The sequence below is a fragment of the Aurantibacter sp. genome, from assembly GCF_039941195.1.
In the GTDB taxonomy this organism is placed as follows: Bacteria; Bacteroidota; Bacteroidia; order Flavobacteriales; family Flavobacteriaceae; genus Aurantibacter_A.
Window position 1 is genome coordinate 33,922 of record NZ_JBDVFA010000040.1, and the last position, 15,403, is coordinate 49,324.

The window sequence follows — 15,403 nt, forward strand, 5'->3', positions numbered from 1 at the left end:
TGTTATTTTAAATAATACTCTTTAGTTTGACTATTTCCTTCCGTATCATTCCATGTAATACGGTAATTCCCTTTGAAACCGCGAAATTTAATTCGACCCTCTTTATCCGGCTTAGCCGTAATTTTTGTTTTCCATTCGTTGTTTACGAGATTTTCAAGTGCATAATAAGCAGGTTTCGCAACCATTTCTCGTGTAAATAATCCTGATGGTGATGGCTCTCCAGGAGCTCCGCAATCATCCACAACATTCCACCAGGTTATACCCATCATTGGTTTTAAACTAAACCATAAGCGATATAAATTTTGAGTAATTATCGCTTGAATTTCTTTTCCATTGGCTTCATTTTCAGGAGAAGTTATTGTTATCTCACTAAGATGAATTGGTAACCTAGCTTTTCCCAAACGTTCTGCCCATTCCCATATATGTTCCGGAGTCTGGATTTCTTTACCTGCAGCGATATCTAAACACTGTTGTGGGTCAAAGAGATGCATTTGTGAACCCATGATATCAACTTTGGAATCTCTAGCAATCAAAGCTTTCGTTTGATCTGTATAACTTTGACTAAGGTTATAGTCATTTATATTTAATAAGACATTCTCGGGGAAAACTTTTGCAGCTACTTTAAATGCCTCATATGTATAATCACCCGGCATGATTCCGTAGTGACTTTTTGCAAGTGCGCTTCCTGGAACCATAAATCCCTTTTGATGATCAGTTGCGCTTTCATTAACTACATCCCAACTTTGAATACGATCTCCATAATAGTTAGCGATATCAACAATTCGTTTTTCAAATAAACTTTTTAATTCTTTTGCATAGTCTGGGAACATTTGTTCTAATTGAGATGCGGTCATTTGCTTGTATTCCTCAGTATATTTATCACTAGAGTTAAGATTTTCCAAATTACCATATTCAGTAATAAACTTACTCAACTTGGCTTTCTCTTCTTTGGTCATATTATCCATTAACCAATTTGGGTGATGCCATTTCCGGTTTCCCCATATAAGCGGGTGTCCGTGCATACGAATACCTTTGCTTTCGCAAAATTCTACAACCGGGTCTGTAGCAGGACGTCGCCAGTGTGGTTCATTCTTAGGTTCAATAGTTTTATTCCAATATTCCTCCGTATCCCAGTATTCCTCTACGAAACGTGAACGGTTCTGTTGCATCTCAAACACTTTCCAATAAAAGGCTATTGTTGCGGAGTTAAATAATGATCCATATAAATCCTTATATTTTTTATTATATTCAGATTTCCCCAACTGATTGTAATTAAAGATATGTGCGCCGAAGATAAAATCATGGGAAATTTGTTCTATTTTTACATCGGAACCAGGAGCAATGTCGACAAACAATATTTCACCATCACTTTTTCGATTTTTCTCAACATCTCTATCTATCTGTGCTTGAATCTTTGGATTCCATATTTTCCAATATGCCTCACTCATGATATTTTCCTTATCTTCCTTTGCATTCTTTGGAAAAGAATACTTTTGAGCCTGTAGTGAAATACTAAGCAATAATGCAATTGTAACAAATAATCCTTTTTTCATTTTTTTATATTTTAGTGATACTCTTCAATTTGTATCTTTCCATGTTATACTTTGATAACTCTTAGAAAGACTACCCTTATTCGTTTTACTATACTTTACTATTCTAATATCACGACCTGATTTGCTGCACTTCTCTTTCCTAAATCAATTAATTTCTTATATGTACTATCTTCCGTTTTGACTACTACTTCATAAACACCATAAAATCCATTAAATGTTAGGGTATTGGAATCTGAAGAAGTTTTTAAGTTTAGATTCGTTTTCCATTCATTATTTATTAATCGGTCAAGCACTTCATAAGCTGGTTTTTTCGAAAAATCTCTATTTAATAGTCCTCCTCGCCATTTATCTTCTGCAGGTCTGGTCGTTCCATCTGGATTTACAAAGCCGGGAGCAGCAGTGTTGTCCACAAGGTTCCAATACACAATGGCCTCCACATTAGAATGGCTAAACCATAGTTTATACAAATTCTCTATCATGATTGCTTGATAATCGGGTCCCTTATCCGACAAAGCTGAAATGGTAACTTCGGTAATGTGAATTGGAAGGTTAAAATCAGTGTACAGATCAAGTGTACTGAATAGGCTCTTAGGAGCAAAGACATGGCCATTAAGTATTTTCCAATATTCCTCTTCATTAAAATTATGGTACTGAAATCCAAGAATATCTACTTTACCGCCTTTCAGCAAGGTGTTTTCAATTAGTAGATAGTCTGCATTATACTCTCGATTTATACTCCTTCGCCAAATACCTGTTTCAGTATTCAGTATTAAATCATTGCTATTGGGAAAAAGACGTTCACTTTCCTTAAAGGTTTTATGCACAAAGTCTTTTGGCATAATTACATTCGGGTGTCGGTTGGTCACTTCATTTGTCACATCCCAAATCTGAATGTCACGACCGTATCTTTCTGCAATATCAGAAATTCTTTTGCTTATATTTTTCTCTATAATCTCTTCATTTTGAGGGAGCCAATCGGGCATGGACCACCTGGGATGGTCCCAAACCAAGGTATGGCCTTTGGGAGTTAAATCGTATTTATTGCTGAATTCAAGTACCAAATCTGGTGGAGGTCTGCGATAGATAGGCTCGCTATTTTTATCAAATCTGAGATTTCCTGGTTCGGGCTCCAATTCTGGCCAATAAAATGGAATAGTGACGAAATTAAAAATTTTAGTAAAATATTTTTCAAACAATGCATTCTCCTTGTCGTTTTTGAACCCCTTGTACATAAACCCATTGGAGCCAAAAAAGAAATCATGTTTTATTTGATGAACTTCTACATTGATATTGTTTATGGGCAGGCCGTTAACATCTTCAAATTGAATAGAAAAATTTCCCATCCGGTTTTGCCTAATTCCATCTTCTATTCGTTGCTGTATGTAAGGCTCGTTCCAATTATCAAGGTACTTTTTCGAAGGTTGAGCCAAAACAAATTGGAAGGGAATAAATAATAATGAGATGAGTTGTAATTTATATTTCTTCATAATAATCTTTTTTGAAGTATAGTTTAAGTCCAATGTAAATAAGCAAAGCTCCTCCAAGATAAAAGAACGAAAGCATAGACAAACCAAAGTCAAGACCTGATACCGTCTTTATCCAACCGAGGATAACAGGTGCCAAAGCACCGATAGTAAATGCGAAAGCCAACATTATACCTATTGAAGACGCCCTGTACTTGGGTTCGATTACATCAAAGAGTGCTGCAAAAAGGTTGGAGTCATAAATACCCCTAAAAAATCCGAAAAAGCCCATTCCTATATAGCACCACAATAGTGATTCGCTAACGGCCATCATATATATAAATGGTGCTCCCAATAATAGTCCGAGAATCTTCGTTTCCATTCTAATCTGCTTTCTTTTGGAAGCATAATAATCGGATATTTTTCCTCCGAAAATGACGCCAATAAAAGCAAAAAGATGGTGATAAAACATGGATGAAAATCCTGCTGATGAAAGGGATAGATTAAATTTTTCATGAAGAAATGTTGGCATCCAAGTCAAATAACCAATATTTACAAATACCATAGCACCAAATGCAAGACTTAAAAAATAAACTGTTTTTTTTGCCATTATGGCTTTAAATATTTCCTTCAGCTTAGGTATTTGATTAGGCTCTTTAGTCCCTTCCTTATCGGGTGTAGAATCTTTCAATTTATAGAGTACCACAAAGGACCATATTACGCCAACTCCTCCAAAAACATAAAAGGATGAGCGCCAACCGTAGTTTTCACCAATATAACCGGCAATAAAGCCACTTGCCACAATACCGACGTATAACGAGGTTTGGTGTATTGCTAAGGCCATAGCCCTGGTTTTTTTATGAAACTGGCTTATCAGTGATGTGGCCGCAGGATAATAGAACGATTCCCCTCCGCCGGTAGCGATGCTTCTGAATAATATTAAGAGAATCATTCCACTGCTTAGGCCAGTAAACAGGGTTCCAAGACTGAAAATAAGTAAACTGTAGAATACGATCCACTTTCGCTTTAAAAGGTCGCCTGCCAACCCTGCAAAGGGAACTAAAAGACCATAGACTAAGGTGAAAATAGTTGCTACCAGACCAATTTGGACATCATCCAGTTTCAAATCTTCTTTAATAAGTGGAATTACTACATTAAATACCTGACGATCTCCTTGATTTAAAAAATAGGCGACCCATAAAATGATAATTAGCTGCCATTTGTAAGGAATACTGATCTTTTTCTTAAAACTCATATTAATCTGATATATAAATCACTATTGCCAATTTCAATTTTAGCCGTTCCATTTCTGTATTTATCTATATTTTTATCGATTTTATCCTGTGGAGTTGGATTCCATAATTTGTCGTATGCATCACTTACAACCTTAGCCCTTGTTGGCCTATTAACAAATTGTTGGTTAATCCATGTAAAAAAAACGAACTGACTTATAAATTTTAACTTCATGATTATTTTATTAGTTGGTACCGGACATTATAAATTAATGGTAAAATGGTTTTTACCTGATTTACTTATATTTATTTCTTTTTCAAGTGTTTTTCCTTGGTAAATCACTTTAACTTTATATACACCATAGTAACCACGAAATTGAACTTGTCCTTTAGCATTTGTACGTAAATCTTCATTTGTTTTCCATTCATGATTGATTAGTCTGTCTAAAACTTCATAAGCGGGTTTAGGGTTCATCTCTTGATCAAGAAGCCCTGCCATTGTTTTATTTTCCTTTCCATGGGCTGTTCCATCACCAAGGTTCCACCAGGTAATGCCAGACATATTGGGAATGCTAAACCACAACTTGTATAAATCTTCCACAATTTTAGCCTGAATAATGGCCCCATCATCTCCCCCCCCCGGAATGGTTATTTCAGTAATATTTAATGGCAGGTCAAATTTCAGCATACGATTATAAAAAGTCATTAATTGATTAATAGGATATAAATTGCCTTGAAGATATTTGTCTCTGGCTTCTAAACTAAATAGGTGAAATTGAACTCCCATTCCGTCAATCCGAATTCCATTTTCCTTTATATCGCTAATATATCCCGCATATTCATCTGGATTATCATGATTTTGAGTATCGTCATTATATAATAATTCTACATTTTCAGGAAATAAAGGAGCAGTCTCGCGAAAACACCAAGTGAGATAATCATCCGGGACTTTATGACCAGATTCAGGTTTTAATCTTCTGACTCTTTCTTCATTAACAACATCCCATATCGCAATATTATCCTTATAATGATTAGCAATTTCTTTTATATGTTTTTTTGCCTGTTTTAAGAATATGTCTGGATTGTTCCGTTCAGTCCAATCTGGCATGAATACGTTTCTATTATACATCAATGCGTGACCTTTAGCCACAATATCATGTGATTCGCACCATTTCACTAGCTCGTCTGGTGGTGGACGGCGCCAAATATATTCTGAACCTTCTTTGAACCGGGGCTGTCCTTCATTTGGTTCAAAATCACCCCAGTAAAAAGGCAAAGTGGCAAAATTGAATAGATGAGTAAAAGCATTTTCATATTTAGTATTAAGCTCTTGAGTGGGAAGTTGTCCCAACACGAAAAGGTTACATCCAAACAGAAATTCATGTGTCGTTTGATGAACAGCCAAGGATGCACCTTTGACCGGTTTGCCAGCTTTATCAACAAGCTTAAGCACGACTTCCCCTTTTCGATGGCGTTCGATTCGTTCATCAATCTGTACCCGAGCCTTTTCATTCCATTGCTTCATGTAAGCTTCGCTCATTGCGTTATTTTGACTATTTGTATCCTGCCCGATTATTGAAAATTGATTTGCAAAAACCAAGAAGACGGATAGCACTAATAATTTCAATTTCATAGCTTTAATAATCATTTGTTTGTTTTATAATTGATACTATTAATAATTAATATACAGAATCGGTAGACAGATCGGTTTTCCATTTTTTCATCTTGTTTCTTTCTTATGATTCACTCGAATACTTATATAAACTTTCATTTTCTATGATGCTCAATTTACGTATCGAAACTTTCATTCAACCTTTTTATAACCACATAAAATCAATTAATTCATTATATTCTTACAATCCATCACCATCATTTTTAAGGTAGAATTCAGCCACTTGTTCTTCCCCAGCGCTATTCTTCCAGCTCAGGCGATAATTTCCTTTAAAACCCCTAAATTTCACCTGTCCATTTTCATCAACAACTACTGTTGTCCTGGTTTTCCATTCATTGTTAATTAGATTATTTAGTGCGAAAAAAGATGGTTTTGGTTCCATGTTCCTTGTGAAAAGCCCTGATATTGTAGTTTCGCCAGGCGCTCCACATCCATCAACAACGTTCCACCATGTAATTCCCATTACTTTTTCTACACTAAACCACAAGCGATAGAGATTTCGTGCTATGACCGATTGAATTTCATGGCCGCGTTCATCATGGCCAGGGGATGTGATAGTTATTTCACTCAGATGGATAGGCAGACCAACAGATGAAAGCTTTTCCATTTTCTCCCAAATTTTATCAGGAGTTGCAATTGGAAGTCCGTCGGCAATGTCAAGGCATTGCTGTGGCTCAAAAAAATGCATCTGGGAACCCATAATGTCTATCCGGGAACCACGAACTATCAAATCTTTAATCTGATTAGTATACGCTTCATATTTATCGTCTTCCCATCGCACATTATCATTGATGTTAAATAGTACATTTTTCGGGAATACCTCATTTGCTGTTTTAAACGATTTAAAAGTATAATCGCCAGGCATTAACCCATGGCGGCCTTTTCGAATTTCATCTCCCGGAAATATTCGCTTCTTATCAAAATCAGTTCGGCTTTCATTTACAATATCCCAACTATGAATGCGATCACCATAATATTGAGCCAGATCTACTATGTGCTTTTTAAAAAGATCGTTCATTCGTTTAAAAAACGTGGGGACAAAATCATGTATTTGTTCAGGCGTCAATTTGTATAACTCATCTTTCGATAGTGTACTTAGTTTTATTTTTTCATCTTCAGGACAAAATTGCTCGAAGATCCATTCCGGGTGATGCCACATTCTATTGCTCCAAATTATAGTATGCCCATGCATGCGAATGCCTTTATCCTCACAAAATTCAACTACTGGATCCGTAGCTGGTCTTCTCCAGTGTGGTTCTAACTCTGGTGTTGCTACCTGATTCCAGTACTCTTCAGTATCCCAATATTCTTCTTTAAACCGAAGGCGGTTTGGTTGCATTTCCAATGCCTTCCAGTAAAAAGCAATGGTTGCCGAATTAAACAAAGTACCATAAAGGTCTTTATACTTTTGGTTGCGCTCTGATGTCCCCAGTTGGTTGTAGTTAAAAATATGTGCACCAAAAATAAAGTCATGGGAAATTTGTTCCACTTTGATAGCAGTCCCTGCAGGAAGTCCTTCGAGGTTTAGTACAGCATCAGCCTTCCTATTTTTTTCAATATCATTATCAATTTTTGCCTGCACTTCTGAATTCCAATGCTTCCAGTAGGCATCACTCATTACACTATTCTCGCTCTTTTTGTTCTGCCCGTGCACAATAAGTAGATTACAACAAATAAAAAACGTGAATAATTTTAAAATTTTAAGTTTCATGATTTTAGGATTAATTCTTATCCATTACAATTTTTTGTTAGCCCCACTGGCGATCTCATTTGACCACTCTTTATTCCACTCATCAGTTCCCCCCCCAGGGAAATATTTCATCTAAAAATAACCACTGGTTTTCATCCAGTAAATACATCTCCCAAACCATTCTTCAAACGGAGGATCTTTTAAATAGCCGTGTTCCCCTTTGGAATATATATGTAAAGATACCGGGACGTTATTTTTTTTTAAAGCTTCATAAAAACACAGACTATTCGCAACCAGCACCGATGAATCATCATCAGCATGAGTAATAAATGAAGGAGGTGTAGACGGCGTAACATGTAATTCATTGGAAAAAAAACTGAGTTGTTTTTCTTCGGGCAACTTACCAAGTAAATGTTCCCGGCTACCTTTATGATAAATACTGTCAGTAAAACTAATTACCGGGTAAACAAGTATCATAAAATCAGGGCGCAAACTGGTCTTATCTTTATTTATAATCATCTCATCATCGAAGTGGGTTCCTGCTGTCGATGCCAGGTGTCCGCCAGCTGAGAATCCCATAATTCCAATTTTTTGTGGATCAATATTCCATTCCTCTGACCTTTTCCTAACTACCTTAATAGCCTGCTGGGCATCCTGCATAGGTCCGATACTCTTATTCTTCATCGTTTCATCACTAGGCAAACGATATTTCAGAACAAATGCGGCTATACCCAACCGATTAAATTCTTTGGCTACTCTCTCTGGTCTCTTGGTGACTAAAACACCATATCCTCCTCCGGGACATACAATAACTGCAGCTCCGTTTGCTTTTTCTTTGGGTGGCAAAAACATCCTTAATTTAGGTTCAGAAACCTTACTATAAACACTATAGTCTTTAGATACTTTTTCTTTAACCGACGTTTTTATGGAGTTAGGAATTTTTTCTGAATATAATGGGATTTCTTGCTGTGCCCTGCTGATATAGCAACACATCAATAAAATCATTAATACTGTTATTTTTTTCATAATTTATTCAAAAATTAATTTGATTGTTCCAGCTTTATATACATTAATCATTTTTCCCAATCATCAGTTCTAAAAGGCGATGCGGGTAAGTATTCGGAATTAACCAGGTTTGCTGTTTCCGGATTGTCGGCCCAACCATAACGCACAGCAACCGGGTTTTTTACTTCGGAATTTGAAACCATTATTTTGTCCTTTTTAATTTTTGCCGAAGCCCATACAAAGTTTCTATCCGCTCCGGCAATTTCGAAATATTCTAATTTATCGGCGTCTTTAACCTTTAAACTACTTCCGAAAGTTTCAAATGAAAGAACAATTTTATCTCCTTCTATTTTCATTGATTGATACAATGGTCCCGAACTAACAACTTCTTTATCGCCATAAGCCACACGCTGCGCTTCAAGTGCCAACCGATAACCCACATCTTTTTTATTCATTGGATGAACATCGTAAGCAACACCAATATCAATGGCGACTGCCATGCCGGTGTTAGGTAACGCAAGTGTTTTTCGCTGCGAATCGCGAAGCATTGCCCAATTACTAGCGTCTGGTTTATCAGTGGTTTTTTTATAGTTGGCCAGCTGCACAAATAAAAATGGGAAATCGCCTTGATTCCATTCGTTTCGCCAATTTTTTATCAAACAAGGGAAAAGCGATTCGTACTCTTTTGGTTTCCCGGAGTTTCCTTCGCCCTGGTACCAAATTACTCTTTTAATTGTATAATTAGTAAGGGGTGCGATCATTCCGTTATGTAAACCAGTTGGCTTCTGCCTGAACTCTGTAGAATCTGGTAATTGTTCCATTTTTGCACCCAATTGATATTTCCACGCTCCAGAAATATCAATTAATTGCTCACCAAATTCTATCTGGTACGGATAACCTTGTTGAAATTCGCCATAGCCGTTATGGTTTACCAGGCGCATAGTAATTGTATTTACTCCGGCCTTTAGAACACCAGTTGGAATATCATAATTCCTGGAAGTCCACTTATGAGACGTAGTGCCAACAAAAATATTGTTAATATAAACAGAATCTGAATTCACAATACTTCCCATTTTGAGGACTGCTTCTTTGCCCACTAATTCTTTCGGTATTTGAACTTCCTTCTTAAACCAATACACGCCAATGGTATTTCCGGGTGGCGTGGGGGCAATGGATCCGGGAACTTCCATGCTTTTCCAATTGGCAGTATTTGTACTGGAGTCGAACCAAGTTTTAGATGATTTGTATCCTTCATCTTTAGATTTCGAGGTTTTGAACCAGGTCTCACTTCTAAGCTTTTCCTCTGCCTTAATCTTCACAATTAAAGAGGAGTCTCCGAATTTTAATGCCTCGTTATAATAATCTGGAAATTCTTTAATGGCTACTTTGCTAATCCATGCTTGTGCCGGAGACGCATTTTTACTTGAATGAATAAGTCCGATGGGAACACCATATTTTTCATATAACTCAGCTGCGAAAAAATAAGAAACAGCTGAAAATTCCAATACTGTTTCTGGATTCGCTTCTACCCATTCACCTTTTTCTAAATCCTTTTGAGGTCCCCGAAAATCATAAATTTCGGGGACTGTAAAACATCTAATTTCTTTATTATAAGCTTGCGATATTTCATTTTCATAAATTGATTTGGCACTACTCAATCTGTAGTTCATATTCGATTGACCTGAACAAACCCAAATATCTCCAATTAAAATATTTTCAACTACAATTTTATTATCTGCATTAATTATCATTTTATAAGGTCCGCCCACTGAAAGATTTTTAAGCTGAATTTCCCATTCACCTTTATGATTCGCAAGTGTTTTATAGGTTTCATTTATAAACTTAATACTGATTTCTTCAAGCTTATCCGCCCAACCCCAAATTTTCACATTTGCGTTTCGCTGCAGCACCATTCCATCGTTAATAAGTTTTGGTAATCGTATATTTGCGTGAATTGATAAAGAAATAAGAATTATAAAGCTAGTTACTATAAGGTTCTGTTTATCCATATTTTAAGCTTCTGTTTTACTTACAATTAATAGAACGCAATACAAAACTTTCTAAAAAGTTCAACTTGCATATCCTTATTTAATTTATTATCGATTTTATAGTAAAATGATTCCCTCTTACTTAATTAGAATTTAGAACTACTCATTTAATTATCACTTTCTAAATATCCTGATTTAATATCCAGGATTTTGATCTGCGATAGGATCAATTGCTTTATTATATTCCATTTCAGCAACAGGAATTGGATAAAGTAAATGTTTATCAAGTACATCTCTGCCTGTTGATTCCTTAACAATCGCTTTTAATTTATCAACTCCTAAACGCTTTAAATCAAACCATCTTTTAGCTTCACATTGTGTTTCTTTAGCTCGCTCTAGTACTACTAGTTCGGCGAATGAATCTACATTGTAATCAGCAATATTGAAGTCAACCGGAGAAGCAGATGTAGGGTCATACCCATATGCTCTTCTGTGAACCATATTTAATCTCTCCATGGTTGTATTAGAAATATTACCACTTGCCAAACATTCTGCCTCAGCATTCATTAGCAAAACATCAGCATATCGATAGATTGGATAATCATTCGCACAATTATTATAACTAGGGGCTTCGGGATCAACAAATTTCAATGACAGGTATGTATTTTCGCCTAATCCTATATCCCAGTTATACCATAGCTGACGTCTAAGATCATCCATATCGGTCCAGTTTTTCATAAAATTATTCTGCTCGATATCGGTATACAGACCGTACCAACCACCGGCACCACAAAGCCCGGAACCGGGATGATGGAGCATCATGGTATAATCATCTCCTTGTTCATGACTGAATTTTTTATAAAAAATTTCTTCTGAGGTCGTAACAACATCAGGACCAAATAAATTTGCATAATCTTCAACAACATTTACTGGTACCAATGTGTATTTATTCGATTCGATTACCTCATTTGATTTTGCAGCTGCTTCACTGTTCATTCCCCTGTAAAAATATACATCTGCCAATACTGTTTTGGCTGACCACCTCGAAGCTCTTCCAGGAAGTGGTGCGTCATCTGGCAAAATATTCTCTGCCTCTTTTAAATCATTCACGATTAGTTCCCACACAGCTTCTTCCGTATCTCGTCCTACCTCATATTCTGTAAAATTATCCTCAGTTCTAATTGGTACGCCCTTATAATTTCTTACCAAATCAAAATAGCAAAAAGCTCGTACGAACTTTGCTTCCGCTATAGCTTTAGATTTTTCATCATCGCTAAGTTCGGTTCCTTCTGGAGCGTTTATAATTACTATATTAGCATTTCTTATGGCCAAATATGAATCTACCCACACAGATTCGGATCTTGTAATATTTGTAGCATTCAATCCCTCATAATTACTATTAGGACCCCAACTTCCTCGGCCATATTGATAATCGGCAAACGATTCATGTAATGCTATCGCATTCATACTATTTTTACGTATTGCATCATACGATGCTGCAAGAGCAGATTCAATTTCTGATTTTGTATTATAAAAAACCTCTACTCCTATAGATTTTGGTTCTTCAAGCAAGGCTTCCTCGCAGGAAAACAAGCCTATAATTAAAACTATGTATATTAATTTTTTCATTGTTTGTTCTTTTTTGTTTAAAAACCTAATTTGATACCTAATGTTATTGATTTGGATGTAGGATATGAGTAATAATCCATTCCTTGACGAATGGAATTTGATCCACCTTGAGAATTGACCTCTGGATCCCACCATGAGTATTTCGTTAGTGTTAGCAGATTTTGACCACTTACAAATAGCGACATGTTTCTTAAACTTGAAAAAGTATCTACCGGAACATTATAGGCTAATTCAATATTTCGCAACCTCAAAAAAGAACCATCTTCTATCAAACGTTCAGAGAAATTCATATCTAATTTATCTGTAATTTTAGGGTATTTAGCATCTGTGTTTTGAGGAGTCCAATGATCTTCATAAACTTCTTTTGGCATATTCAAACCGTAACCATAATCCAATGTATTTCCTATAGCGCTAACATTGGCTATATCATTTCCATAAGAACCTTGCCAAAACATGGTTAGACTTAAGTTTTTAAAGGACATTGTTGAGTTTAATCCATAGATAAAATCAGGATTTGGATCTCCAATTATAGTTCTATCATCTTGAGAAAATTCTCCATCATTATTAAAATCTACATAAACTGGATGTCCATTATCGTCATAACCATCATCTAAGTAGCCATAGAATACACTCATTGGTTCGCCTTCTCGAAGAATACTATTGATATCACTAATGAATACAACATCGACTCCACTAATTATATCTTGTCCATCATATAATTTCACAACTTCTGATTTGTTAAATGAAATGTTTGCATCTATATCCCATTTAAAAGATCCATTTAAAATATTTCCGAAGGCTGACAATTCTAAACCACTATTCTTTACTTCTCCAACATTTCTAATTGTATTGTTATAACCTGAAGTAGGAGGTAACTGAACAGTATTTAACAAATCTCTTGTATTCTTTATATAATAATCAGCAGTAAATCCATAACGGCCTTTCAAAAAAGCTACATCTAAACCGAAATCTTTTTGTTCTGTAGTTTCCCATTTAAGATTGTCTGGTAGCGACGTACTCGGAGCAAAAGTATTGTACAGGGACTTTCCAAAAACTGTTTTTCCAGAGTTAAGCTGCGCTAATGTAGAATATGGGTCAATAGCCTGACTCCCGGTTAATCCCCAACTCGCCCTTAATTTTAAATCTGAAAATAGCGATTGATTTTTCATAAATTCCTCGTTTATCGTTCTCCATGCAAAGGCACCAGAAGGAAAATACCCCCATTTATCACCCTCACTATATTTCGAAGATCCATCACTTCGCATACTCGCCGTAAATAAATACCTATTATCATAGGCATAGTTGATTCTTCCCAAATAAGATATTAATGTATTTTTTGCATAACCTGAATTTGGTATCCCTGGAGTTGCCGCTCCTTGTAGGTTAGCAGTTTCCGTAATATCACTTAAAAATCCAATACCAGAACCCGATAAACTGGTGTTGACTCTTTCTTCATAAGTAAACCCTGCCATTGCTGATAAACTATGTTTTTCATTAAAAGTCTTTAAATAGTTAACTGTATTCTCACTTAAATAATAAAAATCTTGAACTGTAGATACAGTCGCGTTTCCAACTGAATTAAGAAAATCTAGCGATTGATAATAATCTGAGCGATAATCTGTGTTTTCAACATTTCCAGCTATTTTTAGTGTTAAGCCATCAATAGGTTCAATAAAAAAAGCAGCATTAGCTATTACTTTGTTGGTTTTACCTTCGAATTTAGATTCTTCAATATAATACAACGGATTTCTTATACCGTTTCCCATAAAGGGGTAAGAAATCATAAGATTATTTATAGACCCGTCTTCATTGTTAGGTGACAATGTAGGGGCAGCAGAAATGATACCACTATTAAGAGAACTTCCTCTGTTTCCTCCTGACGAATTTTGATTTGACATTTTAGTTCTTGCCAACTTTACACTTGTTTGAAAACTTATCTTGCTATTTATTTTATGATTAATATTTGCTAATAATGAATATCTATTAAAACCGCTCTCCCTAATAATTCCTTCCTGATCAAAAAATCCTCCAGATACCGCAAATTTTGTTTTTACATTTCCACCACTTATAGATAAAGTATTATTAACTATTGGAGCACTTTGAAAGATTAAATCCTGCCAGTCAGTTCCTTCGCCAAAAGCATCTATTTCTGTTTGTGAGAAATATGCACCATGACCATCATTAACCTGTTGTTCATTATAAAACTCAGCATATTCCGAAGCATTCATAAGTTCCAATCTTTTTCTGATTGTCTGAACTCCATAACTTGATTCAAAATCAACTTTTGTATCGCCAACTTCTCCACTTTTAGTGGTTATTAATACAACCCCATTTGCTCCCCTAGAACCGTATATGGCAGTAGCGGAAGCATCCTTTAATATCTCTATATTTGATATATCTGCATTGTTTAGAGTGTTAACATCACCAGGAAATCCATCAATAACATAAAGAGGCTCGTTACTACCCTGTATTGAGTTTGTTCCCCTTATTCTGACACTTACGGCACCACCAGGAGCACCAGAGTTTTGTTTAACTTGTACTCCAGCAGCTCTACCATTCAAAGCCTGCATGACATTTGATGAAGGTATTGCGGATATCTCATCACTTTTTACAGAAGAAAGTGAACCGGTTATGTCACTTTTCTTAACTGTCCCATAACCTATTACTACAACTTCATCTAGCTGACTAGCATCCTCTATCAAAATAACTGTTAATGGCTGGGAATTTGAAACATTTACTTCCTGGGTTTGAAAACCAATGTAACTAAATTCTAAAATAGAATTATTAGGAACCTGTATTTCAAAATTGCCATCAAAATCTGTTGTTGTACCTATCGTAGTTCCTTGAGAAATAATAGAGACTCCCGGTAGTGGTTCATCTAATTCGGTTACTACGCTTCCCGAAACTTTGATTGGATTTTGCGCAGATCCTATTGCACAAAATACCAATAGAATAATCAAAAATTTTGTTTTCATTAAGTTGGCTATTTTATATTATTGAATATATATTTTATATTACAGTCAAATATATGCAAAAAATCTAAATGACAAAATATTTATCAAAATATTGCACTAATTATTATATTTAGTTAGATAATTTGACTATTTACTAAGAATTTAGTATTCATCATTATATAACACTAAATGCTTAGAAAGTCATATTGAAGAGTAT

10 protein-coding genes are annotated in these 15,403 nt (G+C 35.6%); all 10 read right to left on the bottom strand.

Annotated elements, in window-relative coordinates; translation table 11 throughout:
- Nucleotides 1–2: 2 nt before the first annotated feature.
- The 10 genes from ABJF52_RS07755 to ABJF52_RS07800 all read right to left on the bottom strand — a co-directional run bounded on the left by ABJF52_RS07755 (nt 3) and on the right by ABJF52_RS07800 (nt 15,207).
- The gene (locus ABJF52_RS07755) at nt 3–1,553 is read right to left on the bottom strand and encodes an endo-1,4-beta-xylanase (protein WP_348148721.1); all 1,551 of its coding nucleotides are present in this window, start codon (nt 1,551–1,553) and stop codon (nt 3–5) included.
- A 98-nt stretch (nt 1,554–1,651) separates the two neighbouring features.
- Nucleotides 1,652–3,040 (bottom strand): endo-1,4-beta-xylanase, encoded by a 1,389-nt coding sequence (locus ABJF52_RS07760; protein WP_348148724.1) that lies wholly within the window; start codon nt 3,038–3,040, stop codon nt 1,652–1,654.
- On the bottom strand, nt 3,027–4,271 hold the full coding sequence (locus ABJF52_RS07765; protein WP_348148726.1) for an MFS transporter: 1,245 nt from the start codon (nt 4,269–4,271) through the stop codon (nt 3,027–3,029). Before ABJF52_RS07765 ends, ABJF52_RS07760 begins: the two co-directional genes overlap by 14 nt.
- Nucleotides 4,268–4,483 (bottom strand): hypothetical protein, encoded by a 216-nt coding sequence (locus ABJF52_RS07770; protein ID WP_348148729.1) that lies wholly within the window; start codon nt 4,481–4,483, stop codon nt 4,268–4,270. Before ABJF52_RS07770 ends, ABJF52_RS07765 begins: the two co-directional genes overlap by 4 nt.
- 27 nt (nt 4,484–4,510) lie before the next feature.
- The gene (locus ABJF52_RS07775) at nt 4,511–5,788 is read right to left on the bottom strand and encodes an endo-1,4-beta-xylanase (protein WP_348148731.1); all 1,278 of its coding nucleotides are present in this window, start codon (nt 5,786–5,788) and stop codon (nt 4,511–4,513) included.
- Nucleotides 5,789–6,101: 313 nt separating this feature from the next.
- Complete coding sequence (locus ABJF52_RS07780; protein WP_348148734.1) at nt 6,102–7,631, bottom strand: endo-1,4-beta-xylanase; 1,530 nt, start codon at nt 7,629–7,631, stop codon at nt 6,102–6,104.
- A gap of 111 nt (nt 7,632–7,742) precedes the next feature.
- Nucleotides 7,743–8,636, bottom strand: coding sequence for an alpha/beta hydrolase (locus tag ABJF52_RS07785; RefSeq protein WP_348148737.1), 894 nt, complete (start codon nt 8,634–8,636; stop codon nt 7,743–7,745).
- Between the two features lie 47 nt (nt 8,637–8,683).
- Nucleotides 8,684–10,624 carry a sialate O-acetylesterase gene (locus ABJF52_RS07790; protein ID WP_348148739.1) on the bottom strand — a complete coding sequence of 647 codons (1,941 nt, stop codon included), beginning with the start codon at nt 10,622–10,624 and terminating at the stop codon, nt 8,684–8,686.
- Between the two features lie 174 nt (nt 10,625–10,798).
- The gene (locus ABJF52_RS07795; protein ID WP_348148742.1) at nt 10,799–12,232 is read right to left on the bottom strand and encodes a RagB/SusD family nutrient uptake outer membrane protein; all 1,434 of its coding nucleotides are present in this window, start codon (nt 12,230–12,232) and stop codon (nt 10,799–10,801) included.
- Between the two features lie 17 nt (nt 12,233–12,249).
- The gene (locus tag ABJF52_RS07800) at nt 12,250–15,207 is read right to left on the bottom strand and encodes a TonB-dependent receptor (protein WP_348148745.1); all 2,958 of its coding nucleotides are present in this window, start codon (nt 15,205–15,207) and stop codon (nt 12,250–12,252) included.
- Nucleotides 15,208–15,403: the final 196 nt, after the last annotated feature.

Coding starts and splice junctions, on each gene's coding strand:
- ABJF52_RS07755 (WP_348148721.1), bottom strand. CDS start 1,553: ATGAAAAAAGGATTATTTGTTACAATTGCATTATTGCTTAGTATTTCA.
- ABJF52_RS07760 (WP_348148724.1), bottom strand. CDS start 3,040: ATGAAGAAATATAAATTACAACTCATCTCATTATTATTTATTCCCTTC.
- ABJF52_RS07765 (WP_348148726.1), bottom strand. CDS start 4,271: ATGAGTTTTAAGAAAAAGATCAGTATTCCTTACAAATGGCAGCTAATT.
- ABJF52_RS07770 (WP_348148729.1), bottom strand. CDS start 4,483: ATGAAGTTAAAATTTATAAGTCAGTTCGTTTTTTTTACATGGATTAAC.
- ABJF52_RS07775 (WP_348148731.1), bottom strand. CDS start 5,788: ATGAGCGAAGCTTACATGAAGCAATGGAATGAAAAGGCTCGGGTACAG.
- ABJF52_RS07780 (WP_348148734.1), bottom strand. CDS start 7,631: ATGAAACTTAAAATTTTAAAATTATTCACGTTTTTTATTTGTTGTAAT.
- ABJF52_RS07785 (WP_348148737.1), bottom strand. CDS start 8,636: ATGAAAAAAATAACAGTATTAATGATTTTATTGATGTGTTGCTATATC.
- ABJF52_RS07790 (WP_348148739.1), bottom strand. CDS start 10,624: ATGGATAAACAGAACCTTATAGTAACTAGCTTTATAATTCTTATTTCT.
- ABJF52_RS07795 (WP_348148742.1), bottom strand. CDS start 12,232: ATGAAAAAATTAATATACATAGTTTTAATTATAGGCTTGTTTTCCTGC.
- ABJF52_RS07800 (WP_348148745.1), bottom strand. CDS start 15,207: ATGAAAACAAAATTTTTGATTATTCTATTGGTATTTTGTGCAATAGGA.